This window comes from Novilysobacter erysipheiresistens (assembly GCF_036663935.1).
Classification (GTDB): domain Bacteria; phylum Pseudomonadota; class Gammaproteobacteria; order Xanthomonadales; family Xanthomonadaceae; genus Novilysobacter; species Novilysobacter erysipheiresistens.
Map to the genome: position 1 here is coordinate 92,018 of NZ_JAXGFP010000006.1, position 17,412 is coordinate 109,429.

Sequence of the window (17,412 nt, forward strand, 5' to 3'; positions counted from 1 at the left end):
CCTTACTCCATACTGGGTCGGATCGCTCCGGCAGCGTAACGGCTGCACACCTCGTCCAGCCGCGCGCGGTTGCGGATCAGCGCATCGACGCAGCGCGGATCGAACAAGCGCCCGCGTTGCGCGTACAGGTACGCCAGGGCGGTTTCCATGTCCCAGGCGGGCTTGTAGGGACGCGCCGAAATCAGCGCATCGAAGACATCCGCCACCGCGATGATCCGGGCTTCCAGGGGGATCTCCTCCCCTTTGAGTCCGTCAGGATAACCGCTGCCGTCGTAACGCTCGTGGTGCCGCAGGGCAATGATGGCACCGGCCTGGATGAACTTGTTCTGGCTGCCGCTCAGCAATTCGTGGCCGATGCGCGGATGCCGGCGCATGATCGCCATTTCCGGCTCATCCAGCGGACCGGGTTTCATCAGCACCGCGTCGGGGATCGCGATTTTGCCCATGTCGTGCAGCGGAGCGGCCAGCTCGATCACCCGAACCTGGTCCTCCGACATGCCCAGCTGTTCGGCGATCAGGCCCGAGACGTGGGCCATGCGCTCCAGGAACACGCTGGTGCCGGTATCGCGGTATTCGATTGCGCGGGCGAGTCGCGACAGGGTTTCGCGTTCGCGCTCCTCCACTTCATGCATGCTCGACAACAGCCGCTGCTCGAGCGAGAGCGCACGCTGCTTGACGCCTTCCGATTGCTGGCGCAACTGCAGCAGGTTCCGGCACCGGGCGCGCAACTCGCGCGGGCGGACCGGCTTGACCATGAAGTCGATCACCCCGGCGTCGAGCGCGGCCTGGCGGATCGGCTCGTCGCCGACCACGGTCACCAGGACGATCGGGATATCGCGGTTGGCCGGCGCGCGACGGAAGCGACGTGCGAACTCGAGTCCGTCGATCGTCGGCATGCGGTAGTCGAGCAACAGCAGGTCCGGCAGGTTCGATTCGCACCAGCCCAGGGCGGCCCGGGGCTCGCCGAAGTCGTGCACGGACAGCTCCGGGCCAATGTCCTCGATGATGTGCCGCAGCATCGTCCGGGCGGATGTCTGGTCATCGACAATTACGACGTTCACAGCGGCCTGCCCATGGGTGTCACTCCCCTGTTGACTGGTTGTCGACGTTCGGCGTCGAAGCTAGCGGTCGAGCGTGTCGCAAGGCATTCGGTCCGAGCATACCCCCAGTGTCAAGAATCTGACAGGAGGCGCTTGGCCAACCGCTCGCCAGCCACAGCCATGCAAGGCATATGCCGTGGCTTCGATCAGCCGCCGCCGTGCTCGGGCCGCATGTAGGGGAACAGCAACACGTCGCGGATCGATGATGAGCCGGTCAGCAGCATCACCAGCCGGTCGATGCCGACGCCGAGCCCACCGGTCGGGGGCAGGCCGACCTCGAGGGCGCGGATATAGTCCGCATCGAAATGCATCGCCTCGTCGTCGCCACCTTCCTTGGCGTCGACCTGGGCCTTGAAGCGGGCGGCCTGGTCCTCGGGATCGTTGAGCTCGGAAAAGCCGTTGGCCAGTTCCTTGCCGCCGATGAACAGTTCGAAGCGGTCGGTCATGCCGGGGTCGGTGTCGTTGGCCCGGGCCAGCGGGCTGACCTCGACCGGATGCTCGGTGATGAAGGTCGGCTGCACCAAGGTGTGCTCGACGGTCTTCTCGAAGATCTCCAGCAGCAGCTTGCCCCAGCCCTGCGACGGCTTGGTCGGGACGCCGAGGCGGGCGCAGTGGGCGCGCATCGCCGCGACATCGCGGAGGTCGTCGCGGCTGATCCCCGGGTTGTGCTCCAGCACCGCGTCGCTCATCGACCAGCGGCGGAACGCCGGGCCGAGGTCGATCGGCTGGCCATCCCACTCCACCTTGGTGGTGCCGAGAACCAATTGGGCGACGTCGCGGATGACGCCTTCGGTCAGGTCCATGACCTCGCTGTAGGTCGCGTAGGCCTCGTACAACTCGAGCATGGTGAACTCGGGGTTGTGCCGGGTCGACACGCCCTCGTTGCGGAAGTTGCGGTTGATCTCGTAGACCCGCTCCAGCCCGCCGACCACCAGTCGCTTGAGGTACAGCTCCGGGGCGACGCGCAGATACAGGTCGAGGTCGAGCGCATTGTGGTGGGTCGCGAACGGCTTGGCCACCGCACCGCCGGGGATGTAATGCATCATCGGCGTTTCGACCTCGAGGAAACGCCGGCTGTCGAGCCATTCGCGCATCGCCCGGATGATCTTGCTGCGCTTGACGAACACCTCGCGCGCCTCGGGGGAGACGATCAGGTCGACGTAACGCTGGCGGTAGCGCTGCTCGACGTCGGCCAAACCATGGAACTTGTCCGGCAGCGGCCGCAGCGATTTGGTCAGCAGGCGCAGGGCGTCGACCTTGACCGACAGCTCGCCGGTGCGGGTGCGCGTCAACACGCCCTCGGCGCCGACGATGTCGCCGACGTCCCAGCCCTTGAACGCGGTGTAGGTGTCGCCCAGCGCAGTGGCCTGCAGGAACAGTTGCAGCCGACCGGATTCGTCCTGGATCTGGACGAAGCTGGCCTTGCCCATCACCCGCTTGAGCAGCAGGCGGCCAGCGACGGCGACGCGGTGGCCCTTGGCCTCCAGCGCCTCGGGGGTCCACTGCTCGGCATCCGAGTACTCGGTCTGCAGGTCGCCGGCGTAGTCGGTCCGGCGGAAATCGTTCGGGAACGCCACGCCCTGCCCGCGCAACGCCGCCAGTTTGGCGCGACGCTCGGCGATGAGCTTGTTTTCGTCAGGCGGCGTCGGGGTGGCGTTGTCGGTCATGGTCGTATCGGGTCAAGAAAATGGGCTGCTGTAGGAGCGACGTAAGTCGCGAACGCGCAGGAAATCGTGATGTCAGTGGGTCGCGACTTACGTCGCTCCTACAACGGAGGAATTACGTGGCGTCGGCGCGTTTGGACCCGGCTTCCAGCCCGGACTTCAGACTCGCCTCGACGAATTCGTCGAGATCGCCATCCAGCACCTTCTGCGTATCGCTGCGCTCGACCCCGGTGCGCAGGTCCTTGATCCGGCTCTGGTCCAACACATAATTGCGGATCTGGCTGCCCCAGCCGATGTCGGACTTGGTCGCCTCCACCGCGTCGCGCTCGGCGTTGCGCTTCTGGATCTCCAGCTCATAGAGCTTGGCCGCCAGCATCTTCATCGCGTTGTCGCGGTTCTGGTGCTGGCTGCGGCCGGTCTGGCAGGCGACCACGGTGTTGGTCGGGATGTGGGTGATGCGCACCGCCGACTCGGTCTTGTTGACGTGCTGGCCACCGGCGCCGGAGCTGCGGTACACGTCGGTGCGCAGGTCGGCCGGGTTGATGTCGATCTCGATGTTGTCGTCGACTTCCGGCGACACGAACACCGAGGTGAAGCTGGTGTGGCGCCGGTTGTCGGAGTCGAACGGCGACTTGCGCACCAGCCGGTGGACGCCGGTCTCGGTCTTCAGCCAGCCGTAGGCGAAGTCGCCTTCGACCCGCATCGTCGCCGACTTGATCCCGGCCACGTCGCCGCCGCTGACTTCCATCAGTTCGGCCTTCCAGCCGCGCGACTCGGCCCAGCGCAGGTACATGCGCAGCAGGATCTCGGCCCAGTCCTGGGCCTCGGTGCCGCCGGCGCCGGCCTGGATGTCGACGAACGCCGCGGCGGCATCCATCTTTCCGGAGAACATGCGCTGGAACTCGAGCTTCTCGACTTCCGTTGTGCAGGCATCGACATCGTCGACTACGGCCTGCGCGGTCGACTCGTCGTCTTCCATCGCGGCCAATTCGAGCAGTTCCTCGGCGCTGACCAGACCCTCGGTCAGGGTGCTGATGCTGAGCACCTTCTCCAGCGAGGCGCGCTCGCGGCCCAAGGCCTGGGCGCGTTCGGGATCGTTCCAGATATCGGGGCTTTCCAGCTCCCGGTTTACTTCTTCGAGACGTTCGACCTTGGTATCGAAGTCAAAGGTACCCCCTCAGCGCATCCAGCCGACCCTTGAGGTCGGCGATGCGCTGGCGGACGGGATTCAGTTCGATCATGTCCGTGGTTGTCCGTGGTTCTGCGGCGGAAAATTGACCGGCAATTCTAGCAGGTGCGTTTGTAGGAGCGGTCAGGCGGGTTCCCGGTGCACCACTACCAACTGGATGGCGTCGCCGCCCCGGTAGTCGTCCGGCTCCAATCGGTAGGCGATGCGCACCCGCGCCGGCGGGCCCAGTCCGTCCCAGCCGCCGAAGTGGATGGCGTTCAGGCGTACGCCGGCGTGGCTCAACTCGAGTTTCAGGTGGCGCTCGCTGACCACCCGCCAACGGGCGACGTCGAACTCGCCGTCGAACTGCGGCTCCGGAAAGCCCTGTCCCCACGGGCCACCGTCGCGCAGTGCTTCGGCATGGCGGCGGCTGAACTCGCTGTGTTGCAGTTCGCCGTCGCTGAGGACTTCGGCGCGTAGCAGGTCGTCAGTCAGCAGCGCGGCGGCGCAGCGCTGGAAGGCCTGTTCGAAGGCGTGCAATGCCTGCGCCGGCAACGACAGGCCGGCGGCCATCGCGTGCCCGCCGAACTTGCCGATCAGCCCGGGGTGGCGAGCGTCGACCTCGGCCAGCGCATCGCGGATATGAAAGCCCGGAATCGAGCGCGCCGAGCCGCGCAACTGGTCGCTGCCCGGTTCGGCCGGGGCGAAGGCGATCACCGGCCGGTGCAGCCGTTCCTTCAGTTTGGAGGCGACCAGCCCGACCACGCCGGGATGCCAGTCGGGATCGTGCAGGCAGACCGCCGCCGGCGCGGTCGCAGCGTCGACGACGACCTTGGCGAACGCCACCTCGGCCTCGTCGACCATCTGCTGCTGCACCGCGCGTCGTTCGACATTGATCCGGTTCAATGTGTCGGCGATCTCGCGCGCCTGCGCCGGATCGTCGGTCAGCAGGCATTCGATGCCGAGCGCCATGTCTTCCAATCGCCCGGCAGCATTGAGGCGCGGGGCGATGGCGAAGCCGATGTCGCTGGCGCTGAGCCGGCCCGGGTCGCGCTGGGCGACCTCGATCAGCGCACGCAGGCCCGCGCAGCCCTGCCCCGCGCGCAGCCGCCGCAGACCGGCCGACACCAGCGCCCGGTTGTTGGCATCCAGCGGCACCAGGTCGGCGACCGTGCCGACCGCAACGAGGTCGAGCAGGCGCGACAGGTCTGGGCCGCTACCACCGAATGCGCCGGCGTCGCGCAGCCGGCGGCGCAGCGCGAGCAGCACATAGAACATCACCCCGACGCCGGCCAGGACCTTGCTCGGGAACGGGTCGCCGGGCTGGTTGGGATCGACAATCGCGTCCGCCGACGGCAGCGTTTCGCCCGGCAGGTGGTGGTCGGTCACCAGCACCTGCCAGCCGCGCGCCTTGGCCGCGGCAATGCCAGCATTGCAGGCGATGCCGTGGTCGACGGTCACCAGCAGGTCCGGCTGCAGCGCGGCGAGTTCTCCGACCAGTGCCGGCGACAGGCCATAGCCGTGGACGATGCGGTTGGGCACCGCATGTGAGACCCGGCGCGCCCCGAGCATCCGCAGGCCACGCACGCCGACCGCGCAGGCGGTGGCACCGTCGCAGTCGAAGTCGCCGACCACGACGATGTGCCGGTCGGCGGCGATGGCGTCGGCCAGCAATCCGGTTGCGGCATCGAGTCCGAACAAGCTGTCGGGTGGCAGCAGGTTGGCCAGCCGTGGCTGGGCCTGGTCGATCGAGCCGGCACCGCGGGCGCCGTAGATGCGTTGCAGCAGCGGCGGGATGTGTTCTGGCCATGGCCCGGATTCGACCGGGCTGCGGCGACGCAAGGTGGCTTTCGGGGTCATGCCGGTGGCGCGGCTGGTGTCGATGCGACGAACGATCGCAGCGGCCGGCGCCAGAACCGCCATCGCTGGTTGCGGCGCAGCCGGAGGCGGTGGCCGTCGGCGAACTCGAGCGTCGCCGAATCAAGGCGGCGTGCCTGCAGGTCGGCCAGCAGCGGTGCCAGCCAGTCCCGATCGAGCGCGGTGAGGTCGCGACCGTGGCGCAGGTCGACCAACCGGCTTCCCTCGGCCGACGACCAGCGATTCGGCAGCGACGTGCTTCGGGCTCCGGCAACGGCGCCGAATGCCTGCAGCGCGTCGTCGTCACTGACGACTTCGTTGAACCCGCTACGGACATGATCGGGCATCCGGCCCGCGCCCCAGAACCACAGCGAATTGATCGGCGCCAAGCCCGCGGCAACCCGTTCGGCGTTATGCGGATGGTTGTGCAGGACGATCTGCGCTTCGCTGAGCAACGTTCGCCAGCGACGCCCGTCGTCGCCCTCGGGCAAGTGGTCGAACAGGTCGGCGCCCAGCGCGTGCCCCGGGTCGGCCATCGCCGGCAGGCGAGCGCCTTCGGGCAGTCGCAGATACCAGCGGCTCGGCACCGGGGCATCGATCGGAAACCCGGCATCGCCGAACAACGGTTTGAGCGCCGGCAGCAACGCTGCCGCATCGCGGGCGGTCAGTGACAGGGCATCGCCATGCGCCAGCAGGCGGGCTCCGTTGATGTCGGGTTGGATGAACACCGGATCGGCGCGCAGCCAGGCACTGCCGGCGGCGTCACCCGTATCGCGCTGGCGGGTGACCGCGGCCACCGGCCAGCCGCGCGGCAGGATGTCGAACGCCCGCGCCAGCGGATCGCCGGTGACGTCATCCCGGTCGGCCCGGCCCAGCCATTGCGCGGTGGATGACGACAGGCGCTGCCCGCCGAAACGGGCACGCGGCGGCAGCAGCAACATCGCTGTGCCCACGACGCTTCAGCCGACGTAGCGAACGGCGACGATGTCGTATTCGCGGGTTCCGCCGGGAGCATCGATGCTGACGCTGTCGCCCTCGTGCTTGCCGATCAGCGCACGCGCGACCGGCGAGGAGATCGCGATCAGGCCCTGTTTGATGTCGGCCTCGAGGTCGCCGACGATCTGGTAGGTGCGCTCTTCGTCGGTGTCGGTGTCGGCCAGGTCGACGGTGGCGCCGAAGACGATGCGCGAGCCGGCGTTGAGCGAGGAGATGTCGATCACCTGCGCGTGCGACAACTCGGCCTCGAGCAGCTTGATCCGGCCTTCGATGAAGCTTTGCTGCTCGCGGGCGGCGTGGTATTCGGCGTTTTCCTTGAGGTCGCCATGGGCGCGGGCCTCGGCGATCGCGTGGATCACGGCCGGGCGCTTGGTCGACTTGAGCTCATCGAGCTCGGCGCGCAGTCGCTGCGCGCCCTTGCTGGTGATGGGTGCTTGCATGGTGGAATCCTGGGGTGCCGGCGTTGGGCCGGCGGTGGTTCTGGGAATGGTGATGCTTGCCCCGATTGTGACCGGAGCAGCGGGATAATCAACCGGCTTGGCGGGGCTCCTGTAGGAGCGGCTTCAGCCGCGATCCGGGAGTCGGTCGCTCGTCCGGTTCCCGATCGCGGCTGAAGCCGCTCCTACAAAAAGCGGCGCTGCCCCGCTCGCTACGCGGCGCCGATTTCGGCGTGCAACTCCTGCAGCGACCAGACCGGGCCGGTGCCGTGGAACTCCAGCGACTGCACCAGCGCCCGCGCACCAGCGACGGTGGTCGAGTACGTGACCCGCTGCTGCAGTGCCTCGCGGCGGATCGAGAACGAGTCGGAAATCGCCTGCCGGCCCTCGGTGGTGTTGATGATGTAGGCAATCTCGCCGTTCTTGATCAGGTCGACGATGTGAGGGCGACCCTCGGTGACCTTGTTGATCGCCTCGCACTCCAGTCCCTGTTCGCGCAGGAACGCGGCGGTGCCGTGGGTCGCGACCAGCGTGTAGCCGCGGCTCACGAGGTCCTGTGCGACCGACACCACGCGCTGCTTGTCCGGGTCGCGCACCGAGACGAACACCTTGCCATTGTCGGGCACGGTCTTGATGCCGCCGGCTTCCTGCGCCCGCGCCATCGCCGCGCCGAAGCTGCGGCCGACGCCCATGACCTCGCCGGTCGAGCGCATCTCGGGCCCGAGGATCGGGTCGACGCCCTGGAACTTGGCGAACGGGAAGATCGCTTCCTTGACCGAGTAGTAGTCCGGGATGATCTCCTTCGTCGCGCCCTGCTCGGCCAAGGTCTTGCCGGCCATGCAGCGTGCCGCGATCTTGGCCAGTGGCATGCCGGTGGCCTTGGACACGAACGGCACCGTGCGCGAGGCGCGCGGATTCACTTCCAGCAGGTAGATGGTGTCCTCGCCGGCCTCATTGGTCTGGATCGCGAACTGGGTGTTCATCAGGCCGACCACGTCGAGCGCCTTGGCCAGCGCCACGACCTGCTCGCGCAGGCGCGCCTGGGTGTCGGCCGACAGCGAGTACGGCGGCAGCGAGCAGGAGGAGTCGCCCGAATGCACGCCGGCCTCCTCGATGTGCTCCATCACGCCGCCGATCAGCACGTTGCCGTCCTTGTCGGCGATCACGTCGATGTCGACCTCGACCGCGTTGTCGAGGAAGCGGTCGAGCAGCACCGGCGACTTCTCCGACACCCGCACCGCATCGCGGATGTAGCGCGCCAGGTCGGCGTCGGAGTGCACCACTTCCATCGCACGGCCGCCGAGCACGTAGCTGGGACGCACCACCAGCGGGTAGCCGACCTCGCGGGCGAGCGCGATCGACTCGTCGGCGTTGCGGGCGATCCGGTTCGGCGGCTGTTTCAGGCCGAGGCTCTCGACCAGTTGCTGGAAGCGCTCGCGGTCCTCGGCCAGGTCGATGCTGTCGGGACTGGTGCCGATGATCGGCACGCCGGCGGCTTCGAGGTCCTGCGCCAGCTTCAGCGGGGTCTGGCCGCCGTACTGGACGATCACGCCCTTGGGCTTCTCGAGGTCGCAGATCTCCAGCACGTCCTCAAGCGTCAGCGGCTCGAAGTACAGGCGGTCGGAGGTGTCGTAATCGGTCGACACGGTCTCCGGGTTGCAGTTGACCATGATGGTCTCGAAGCCGTCCTCGCGCAGGGCGAGCGCGGCGTGCACGCAGCAGTAGTCGAACTCGATGCCCTGCCCGATCCGGTTCGGGCCGCCGCCGAGCACGATGATCTTGTCGCGGTCGCTCGGGTCGGCTTCGCACTCGTCCTCGTAGGTTGAGTACATGTAGGCGGTGGTGGTGGCGAACTCGGCCGCGCAGGAGTCGACGCGCTTGTAGACCGGGCGCACGCCGAACGCGCGGCGCAGGGTGCGCACGGCGTGCTCATCGGTGCCGGTCAACTGGGCGATGCGCGCGTCGGAAAAGCCCATGCGCTTGAGTTCGCGCATGCGCCGCGCGTCGAGCGCGGACAGGCCGGCGTCGGCGATATGCTTCTCGGTGGCGACGATCTCCTCGATCTGGTCGAGGAACCACGGATCGACGAACGACAACGCGTGCACGTCCTCCACGCTCATGCCGGCGCGGAAGGCATCGCCGATGTAGAAGATGCGCTCCGGACCCGGCTCCTTGACCTCGCGCCGCAGCTTGGTGCGGTCATCCTCGCTGGCCAGGTCCAAGCCGGTCGGGTCGAGCCCGACCTTGCCGGTTTCCAGCCCGCGCAAGGCCTTCTGCAGCGACTCCTGAAAGGTGCGGCCCATCGCCATCACCTCGCCGACCGACTTCATCTGGGTGGTCAGGCGCGAGTCCGCGGCCGGGAACTTCTCGAACGCGAAGCGCGGAATCTTGGTGACGACGTAATCGATCGACGGCTCGAACGACGCCGGAGTCGCGCCGCCGGTGATCTCGTTGCGCAACTCGTCGAGGGTGTAGCCGACCGCGAGCTTGGCCGCGATCTTGGCGATCGGGAAACCGGTCGCCTTCGACGCCAGCGCCGAGGAACGCGACACCCGCGGGTTCATCTCGATCACCACCACCCGGCCGTCGTGCGCGTTGATGCCGAACTGCACGTTGGAACCGCCGGTGTCGACGCCGATCTTGCGCAGCACCGCGATGCTCGCGTCGCGCAGGCGCTGGTATTCCTTGTCGGTCAGGGTCTGCGCCGGGGCGACGGTGATCGAGTCGCCGGTGTGCACGCCCATCGCGTCGAAGTTCTCGATCGAGCAGACGATGATGCAGTTGTCCGCGGTGTCGCGGACCACCTCCATCTCGAACTCCTTCCAGCCCAGCACCGATTCTTCGATCAGCACCTCGTTGGTCGGCGACAGCTCGAGGCCGCGCTTGACGATCTCCTCGAACTCCTCCTTGTTGTAGGCGATGCCGCCGCCACTGCCGCCGAGGGTGAAGCTCGGACGGATGATGGTCGGGTAGCCGACGGTGGTCTGGATCTCCACCGCCTGCTCGAAGGTCTTGGCGACCGCCGCCTTCGGGCATTCCAGGCCGATCTCGGCCATCGCCACGCGGAACAGTTCGCGGTCTTCGGCCATCCGGATGGCATCGCGCGAGGCGCCAATCAACTCGACGTCGTACTTCTCCAGCACGCCGTGGTCGGCCAGGTCCAGCGCGCAGTTGAGCGCGGTCTGGCCGCCCATCGTCGGCAGCAGCGCGTCGGGCTTTTCCTTGGCGATGATCTTCTCGACCGTCTGCCAGTTGATCGGCTCGATGTAGACCGCGTCGGCCATGTCCGGGTCGGTCATGATCGTGGCCGGGTTGCTGTTGACCAGCACCACCCGGTAGCCCTCGTCGCGCAGGGCCTTGCAGGCCTGTGCGCCGGAGTAGTCGAACTCGCAGGCCTGGCCGATCACGATCGGGCCGGCGCCGATAATCAGGACGGTCTTGATGTCGGTGCGCTTGGGCATGTCAGTGCGCCTCTTTCTTGTTGTCTTGCATGGACGCAATGAACCTGTCGAACAGCGGCGCCACGTCGTGCGGACCGGGACTCGCCTCGGGGTGCCCCTGGAAGCTGAAGGCCGGCGCGTCGGTCAGCGCGATGCCCTGGTTGGAACCGTCGAACAGCGAGCGGTGGGTCACCCGGACGTTGGCCGGCAACGTCGCCTCGTCGACCGCGAAGCCGTGGTTCTGGCTGGTGATCATGACGCGGCCGGTGTCGAGGTCCTGCACCGGATGGTTGGCGCCGTGGTGGCCGTACTTCATCTTGAGGGTCTTTGCCCCGACCGCGAGGCCGAGCAACTGGTGACCGAGGCAGATGCCGTAGGTCGGGATCTTCCTGTCGACGAACTCGCGGATCGCCGCGATCGCGTAATCGCACGGCGCCGGGTCGCCCGGGCCGTTCGACAGGAACACGCCGTCCGGCTTCAGCGCGAACACTTCGGCCGCGGTGGTCTGCGCCGGCACCAGGGTGACCTTGCATCCGCGCTCGGCGAGCATCCGCAGGATGTTGTGCTTGACCCCGAAGTCGTAGGCGACAACATGGTGGACCGCCTCGGCGCGGACGAATTCGCCGCTGTCGAGGTTGAACTGGCCGTCGGTCCACTGCAGCGGCTCGCGGATGCAGACTTCCTTCGCCAGGTCCATGTCCTTGAGGCCGGCGAACTTGCGCGCCGCTTCGAGCGCCTTGTCGGCATCGAGGCCCTCGCCGGCCATGATCGCGCCGGACTGGGCACCGGTCTCGCGCAGCAGCCGGGTCAACTTGCGGGTATCGATGTCGGCGATGGCGACCACGCCGCGCTTGGCCAGCCACTCCGGCAGCGGGATTTCGCTGCGCCAGTTGCTCGGCCGACGCGGCACGTTGCGCACGATCAGGCCGGCGACCCAGGCCTGGGTGGATTCATCATCGTTGTCGGTGCAACCGGTGTTGCCGACGTGCGGATAGGTCAGGGTGACCAGCTGGCGCGCGTAGGACGGGTCGGTCAGGATTTCCTGGTAACCGGTCATCGCGGTGTTGAACACCACTTCGCCGACGGAAAGGCCGGGCGCGCCTACGGAAATGCCCTCGAAGATGGTGCCGTCTTCGAGCGCAAGGATTGCGGGTTGGTTCACGGGGATCGCCTTGATTGCCAGGGAATCCTGACTCCACCAGGCGCAGCGCAAACCGGAATGCAGGTTGCAGCAAAGCGCGGACACGGTGCGGGACCGGTCCGAAATGGAGTTCAGGCGAACGGGAATTCTAGCGATGAAGTCGGCCGAGCGCCAGACTTGCATTCACGTTCCAGCGGGCCAGCCCGCCGGACAGGCGGTCTACAGCACGTCGCGCAGCTGGTAACGACCGGGCTCGCGGCCGGCGAGCCGCGCCGCGGCATGCAGCGCCCCGCGGGCGAAGATGTCGCGGTTGCCGGCCCGGTGGATCAACTCGATCCGTTCGCCCAGCCCGGTGAACTGCACCGCGTGCTCGCCGACGATGTCGCCAGCACGCAGGGCGACGTAACGAGGATTCGCCCCACCCTGCCCGGCGGACTCGCCCAGTGCGAGGGCGGTGCCGGACGGCATGTCCTTCTTGTGCACGTGGTGGGACTCGATGATGTCGCAGTCCCATTCGCGTAGCGCCGCCGCGGCGCGCTCGACCAGATCGCCCAGCACGGCCACGCCCAGGCTGAAATTGGCGGCCGACAACACCGGAATCCGCGCCGACGCCTCCTGCAATGCCTCCAGTTGCCGGGGCTCAAGACCTGTCGTACCCGATACCAGCGCCGCGCCGCGCGCCACGCACGACGCAAGGATCGCGTCGAACGCCTGCGGAAGACTGAAATCGATCGCCACGTCGAACTCCGGCACGCCGTTCAACTCGCGTGCGGCGAATTGCGGAACGCCGTCCACCACCCGCTGCCCGGGAGTGCGCGACACGGCAGCGACCACCACCGATTCGCCGTCCGCGCCCTTGCTGGCCAACCGCAACAGGGCCTGGCCCATGCGGCCGGTGGCGCCATGGATCAGTACGCGGACGGGACGTTGCAGTTCGGACATCGGGCGGAACTCGTCATGGGCCGGAGCGGGAGCGCGGCATCGGGCGGGTCAACAGGCGAACCGCACAACCGGGGGTGAATGGTGCGTTTGAAACTCACGCCCGCGAGACACGCGGTCGCATAAGACATGCCACGGCATCGCGACGGATCCGCCCGCCCCGATCGCGGCTAAACGGGGCGTTGAGCGCCGAATGGTAGCACCGGGAAATTCGCCGGCCGGTCTTCCCGACCTCAGGCGTTACACAGAGAAAAGGGTTCAAGGACCCTGTGACTCCACCCCCAACTGGATGCGGCACGGCGACCCCGGCGCCGCGCCGACCACAGAGGACACCGCAATGATCACCGTCTCTCGCCGAGCGTTCATCCAGGCGCTTGCCGCGGCTCCATTGGCACTGTGGACGACACGCTACGTGCATGCGCAGGAAACCTTGCTGGTCCGCCACGACGCCAGCAGCGCCGCTGGCCTGGAGATGCTCCGGATCTACGCCGACGCGGTGACCGCGATGCACCAGCGCAGCGATGGCGACCCGCTCAGCTGGGTCTGGCAGCACTACACCCATTTCGTCAACGGCTCCACCACGAAGGCGGCCGAGATCAGCCGCATCTTCGGATCCACGCCGAGCCCCCACAGCGCCCTGGCCGGGGAAATGTGGAACACCTGCCAGTCGCATGCGGGCCAGAACGCAAACCATTTCCTGCCTTGGCACCGGATGTACGTGTTGTTCTTCGAGAACATCATCCGCGAAGTCAGCGGCCGCCCGGACTTCACCCTGCCTTACTGGAACTACACCTCGGACGACCCCGCTCTGCGCGGCGTGGTGCCCGTGGCATTCCGGCTGCCGAACGACCCGGTCTACGGAATCCTCTACCGTCCGGACCGCACCCGGCTGGCCAACCGCGGCCAGCCCATCCACCAGAACCAGGCCGGCGACGCGATGGACATCAGTTCGGCGATGGCCAAGGCCAGTTACAGCTCGGCCGGCGGCGTGCAGGGCTTCTGCCGCGCGATCGACTCGGGCATCCACGGCAAGATCCACGTGCTGGTCGGCAACCGCTACAACATGGGCAAGGTCCCCTACGCGGCACGCGACCCGCTGTTCTGGGTGCACCACGCCAACATCGACCGCATGTGGGCGAGCTGGAACCGCAACGGCGGGGTCAATCCCGCCACCCCGACCTGGGCACGGCGACAGTTCGTGTTCGCCGATACGCAGGGACAGCGCGTCTCCACCGAGCTCAGGGCCTATTACGACATCGAGTCGCTGGGCTACACCTACGACGACTTCATTCCCGCACCCCCATCGGCCTTGGCGGCCAGCCTCGGTCGGCAGGTGACGACTTCGACCGGCACGCCGGAACTCGTGGCCCGCGCCCGACCGGCGGATCTGGGCAGCCGGGCCACCCGGACCGCGCTACGACCGGTTGCGGGCACTTCGCAAACCGAGGTGCTGGGCCTCGCCACAGGCGGCGGCCGATCCAGGCGCGCCTATCTGATCCTGAAAGACCTGCACGCCTGGGACCAGCCCGAGGTGCTCTACCACGTCTACCTGACCCCGCGTGACGGCGCGCCAGGGCCGGACAGCTTCGTCGGCAGCATCAACTTCTTCGACGCGGAATTCCACGACCACGGCGGCGGCCGGCTCGACGAGGCGCTCGGCGAGAACTTCTTCAGTTTCGATGTCACCGACGTCCTGCTGCGGATCGCCGGTCGCCGCCACCGCGGGGCCCGCAATGCGCTGTCGGTCGCGTTCGTGCCGGGCGGCCGACCGCGGGCGGACGCACGCCCACTGGTCGCCAGCATCGAACTGGTCCGCCAGTAGCAGGCACCGAAACAAACGCGTGGCCGGCATCCGCACCGGCCAGCGAACTTCCCGACGCCAACCCGATCGATCCGGCGCCGGGACCTTGTTCCACGATGGAGGAAAATCATGTTCACCTTGTCCCGCCGGAACTTCCTGCAGGGGGCCGCCCTTGCCCCGCTGGCATTGGCCGCCCCTCGTCTCTCCCGCGCTCAAACATCGCTGGTGGTCCGCCACGACGCGAGCAGTCCCGCCGGTCTCGAGATGCTTGGAGTCCTGGCCGCCGCAGTCGCGGCGATGAAGTCGACGCAGCCCCGCCACCCGCACAGCTGGCAGTGGCAGTGGTACACCCACTTCGTCGACGGCAACACCACCAAGGAGGACGAGATCATCCGGCTCTGGGGCTCGCCGGACACCAATCGGCGCAGCGCGTTGGCCGACGAGGTGTGGAACACCTGCCAGCCGCACGGCGGGCAGAACGCCAACTTCTTCCTGCCCTGGCACCGCATGTTCGTGTACTTCTTCGAGGGCATCGTGCGCGAAGTCAGCGGACGCCCCGACTTCGCCCTGCCGTACTGGAACTACACCTCGAGCGACCCGGCCCTGCGCGGGGTATTGCCCGAAGCTTTCCGACTGCCGGACGACCCGGTGTTCGGATCGTTGTACCGGCCCGACCGCAACGAAGAGGCCAACAGCGGCCAGCCGATCCACGCGGGCCAACCCGGCGACGCGATGGATATCAGCGTGCCGATGGCCAAGGCCGACTACATGACCAATGGCGTCGAGCAGGGCTTCTGCCGTGCGCTGGACTCCGGCGTACACGGCAACATCCACGTGCTCGTCGGCACCGCGCAGAACATGGGCCGGGTGTCGTTCGCGGCACGTGATCCGCTGTTCTGGGTACACCACGCCAACATCGACCGGATCTGGGCGAGCTGGAACAAGAACGGTGGGATCAATCCCCGCGACAACTGGTGGTCGCGACAGCAATTCACCTTCGCCAATGCCGGCACCTGGCGCGAGGTCAACCGGGGTTGGGAGTTCTTCGACACAGAAGCGCTGGGCTACACCTACGACGACTTCATCCCGCCACCAGCACCGGCCCCCAGCGGAACCGGGCGGACCTCCGCGACGGCGACTGGAAAATCACGCAGCAACGCGCAGCTCGTCGCGCGCGCCAGTCCGGTCGAACTGGGCAGCGAGCCCAGCCACACCACGTTGCGCCCGGTCGCGGGAGTCGCTCCGACACAGGTGCTCGGCCTGGCGGACGGGAACGTCGCCGCGGCCGATGGCCAGCGGACCTACCTGATCCTCAAGGACCTGCATACCTGGATCCAGCCCGAAGTGCTGTACCACGTCTACCTGACACCCGGAAACGGCGGGCAACCGCCGGGCCGCAACGCCCATGTCGGGACGATCAACTTCTTCGATGCCGAATTCCACGACCACGGCACCCGGAAGATGGACGAAGCGCTCGGCGAGAACTTCTACAGCTTCGACGTGACCGGAATCCTGCGTGACATCGCCCGCCGCGGGAACCGCAACGCACGCGATGCGCTGCGGGTCACGCTGATGCCAGGCGGGCGGCCGACAACGGGAGCGAAGCCGCTGGTCGCGACCATCGAACTCGCGCGCCAGTAGGCCGGGCCCCGGGGGCGACCGCGGTCAGGACGTCATCCGGTCCCAGAAGCCCTTGACCCCGTCGAGGAACGTCGAGGACCGCGGCGAATGCTGCCGCGCGTTCTCGCCGACGAAGGTCGCTTCCAGCTTGGCCAGCAGGTCGCGCTGTTCGGCGGTCAGATTGACCGGGGTCTCGACCACGACCTTGCAGTAGAGATCGCCGGGGCGACGGCTGCGGACTGACTGCACGCCCTTGTCGCGCAGGCGGAATACCTTGCCGGTCTGGGTCTCGGCCGGGATGCGCAGTTCGAGGTCGCCGCCCAGGGTCGGTACGCGGATGGTGTCGCCCAGGGCCGCCTGGCCGAGGCGGATCGGCACGTCGCAATGCAGGTCGTCGCCGTCGCGCTGGAAGATCTCGTGCTCGCGCACGCGGATGTCGACGTACAGGTCGCCCGGCGGCGTGCCGCCCGGGCCGGCTTCGCCCTCGCCGGCGAGGCGGATCCGGTCGCCGTTGTCGACGCCGGCCGGGATCTTCACCGACAGGGTCTTGACCTCCTCGGTCCGGCCTTGGCCGCGGCAGTCGCCACACGGGTTGGTGATGGTCTGGCCACGGCCACCGCAATGCGGGCAGCCCTGCTGCATCGAGAAGATGCCGCGCTGGAAACGCACCTGGCCGCGCCCGTTGCAGGTCGAGCAGGTTTCGACCTTGCCATCGGCCGATCCGCTGCCGTCGCAGCTTTCGCACTCGTCGAGGGTAGGAATCTCGATCGTCCGCTCGATCCCGCGGACGGCTTCCTCCAACGACAGTTCCATCACGTAACCGACATCGGCGCCGCGACGCGGGCCACGACCGCCGCCGGCACCACCGAAAATATTGCCGAAGATGTCGCCGAAGATGTCGCCCATGTCGGCGTAACCGCCCGGCCCGCCCGCGCCACCGCCCATGCCATGCTCGAACGCGGCGTGGCCGTGCTGGTCGTACATCCGCCGGCGGTTGGCGTCAGCCAGCACCTCGTAGGCTTCCTTGCACTCCTTGAACGACGCCTCGGCGGCATGGTCGCCGGGGTTGCGGTCCGGGTGGTGCTTCATCGCGCAGCGGCGATACGCCTTCTTGAGATCGTCGGCGTTGGCGTCGCGGGCCACGCCCAGGACTTCGTAATAGTCGCGCTTGCTCATCTTCTACGGCTTCCCCTGCCCCACCGGTGGCCGGGTCGGGGACTGGTGATACGACGAAGGTCCGAAACCGCGT

General features: G+C 67.6%; 12 protein-coding genes. 2 read left to right on the plus strand and 10 right to left on the minus strand.

Annotation, left to right across the window (positions count from 1 at the left end):
* Positions 1–2 precede the first annotated feature (2 nt).
* The 9 genes from SNE34_RS11880 to dapB all read right to left on the minus strand — a co-directional run bounded on the left by SNE34_RS11880 (position 3) and on the right by dapB (position 12,745).
* The gene (locus tag SNE34_RS11880) at positions 3–1,061 is read right to left on the minus strand and encodes a two-component system response regulator (protein ID WP_332617493.1); all 1,059 of its coding nucleotides are present in this window, start codon (positions 1,059–1,061) and stop codon (positions 3–5) included.
* Between the two features lie 185 nt (positions 1,062–1,246).
* Positions 1,247–2,767: a lysine--tRNA ligase gene (gene lysS, locus SNE34_RS11885; RefSeq protein ID WP_332617496.1), complete on the minus strand. Its 1,521-nt coding sequence runs from the start codon at positions 2,765–2,767 to the stop codon at positions 1,247–1,249.
* A gap of 112 nt (positions 2,768–2,879) precedes the next feature.
* Positions 2,880–4,005, minus strand: a protein-coding gene (prfB, locus tag SNE34_RS11890) for a peptide chain release factor 2 (protein WP_332617497.1) whose coding sequence is annotated in 2 segments (ribosomal slippage) — positions 2,880–3,929 and positions 3,931–4,005 — 1,125 coding nt in all. Because the reading frame shifts where the segments join, the coding sequence is not laid out codon by codon here.
* 71 nt (positions 4,006–4,076) lie between these two features.
* Positions 4,077–5,792 (minus strand): single-stranded-DNA-specific exonuclease RecJ, encoded by a 1,716-nt coding sequence (gene recJ / locus SNE34_RS11895; RefSeq protein WP_332617798.1) that lies wholly within the window; start codon positions 5,790–5,792, stop codon positions 4,077–4,079.
* A complete protein-coding gene (locus tag SNE34_RS11900; protein WP_425604535.1) occupies positions 5,789–6,730 on the minus strand; it encodes a phosphoglycerate mutase in 942 nt (313 codons plus the stop codon). Before SNE34_RS11900 ends, recJ begins: the two co-directional genes overlap by 4 nt.
* An 18-nt stretch (positions 6,731–6,748) precedes the next feature.
* A complete protein-coding gene (greA, locus tag SNE34_RS11905) occupies positions 6,749–7,213 on the minus strand; it encodes a transcription elongation factor GreA (RefSeq protein WP_332617799.1) in 465 nt (154 codons plus the stop codon).
* A gap of 221 nt (positions 7,214–7,434) precedes the next feature.
* Complete coding sequence (gene carB / locus SNE34_RS11910; protein WP_332617501.1) at positions 7,435–10,683, minus strand: carbamoyl-phosphate synthase large subunit; 3,249 nt, start codon at positions 10,681–10,683, stop codon at positions 7,435–7,437.
* A 1-nt stretch (position 10,684) separates the two neighbouring features.
* Positions 10,685–11,824 (minus strand): glutamine-hydrolyzing carbamoyl-phosphate synthase small subunit, encoded by a 1,140-nt coding sequence (gene carA / locus SNE34_RS11915; protein ID WP_332617504.1) that lies wholly within the window; start codon positions 11,822–11,824, stop codon positions 10,685–10,687.
* Between the two features lie 198 nt (positions 11,825–12,022).
* Positions 12,023–12,745, minus strand: a complete 723-nt coding sequence (gene dapB, locus SNE34_RS11920) for a 4-hydroxy-tetrahydrodipicolinate reductase (RefSeq protein WP_332617506.1) — start codon at positions 12,743–12,745, stop codon at positions 12,023–12,025.
* A gap of 334 nt (positions 12,746–13,079) precedes the next feature.
* Here dapB and SNE34_RS11925 point away from each other — a divergent pair, with 334 nt between their 5' ends.
* Together SNE34_RS11925 and SNE34_RS11930 are read left to right on the plus strand one after the other, a co-directional pair.
* On the plus strand, positions 13,080–14,564 hold the full coding sequence (locus SNE34_RS11925) for a tyrosinase family protein (RefSeq protein ID WP_332617509.1): 1,485 nt from the start codon (positions 13,080–13,082) through the stop codon (positions 14,562–14,564).
* Positions 14,565–14,672: 108 nt separating this feature from the next.
* Positions 14,673–16,184, plus strand: coding sequence for a tyrosinase family protein (locus tag SNE34_RS11930; protein ID WP_332617511.1), 1,512 nt, complete (start codon positions 14,673–14,675; stop codon positions 16,182–16,184).
* Between the two features lie 24 nt (positions 16,185–16,208).
* On the opposite strand, the gene dnaJ is transcribed toward SNE34_RS11930, so the two are convergent.
* Positions 16,209–17,339: a molecular chaperone DnaJ gene (gene dnaJ / locus SNE34_RS11935; protein WP_332617513.1), complete on the minus strand. Its 1,131-nt coding sequence runs from the start codon at positions 17,337–17,339 to the stop codon at positions 16,209–16,211.
* Between the last annotated feature and the right edge of the window lie 73 nt (positions 17,340–17,412).

Coding starts and splice junctions, on each gene's coding strand:
- lysS (WP_332617496.1), bottom strand. CDS start 2,767: ATGACCGACAACGCCACCCCGACGCCGCCTGACGAAAACAAGCTCATC.
- recJ (WP_332617798.1), bottom strand. CDS start 5,792: ATGACCCCGAAAGCCACCTTGCGTCGCCGCAGCCCGGTCGAATCCGGG.
- SNE34_RS11900 (WP_425604535.1), bottom strand. CDS start 6,730: ATGTTGCTGCTGCCGCCGCGTGCCCGTTTCGGCGGGCAGCGCCTGTCG.
- carB (WP_332617501.1), bottom strand. CDS start 10,683: ATGCCCAAGCGCACCGACATCAAGACCGTCCTGATTATCGGCGCCGGC.
- dapB (WP_332617506.1), bottom strand. CDS start 12,745: ATGTCCGAACTGCAACGTCCCGTCCGCGTACTGATCCATGGCGCCACC.
- SNE34_RS11925 (WP_332617509.1), top strand. CDS start 13,080: ATGATCACCGTCTCTCGCCGAGCGTTCATCCAGGCGCTTGCCGCGGCT.
- SNE34_RS11930 (WP_332617511.1), top strand. CDS start 14,673: ATGTTCACCTTGTCCCGCCGGAACTTCCTGCAGGGGGCCGCCCTTGCC.
- dnaJ (WP_332617513.1), bottom strand. CDS start 17,339: ATGAGCAAGCGCGACTATTACGAAGTCCTGGGCGTGGCCCGCGACGCC.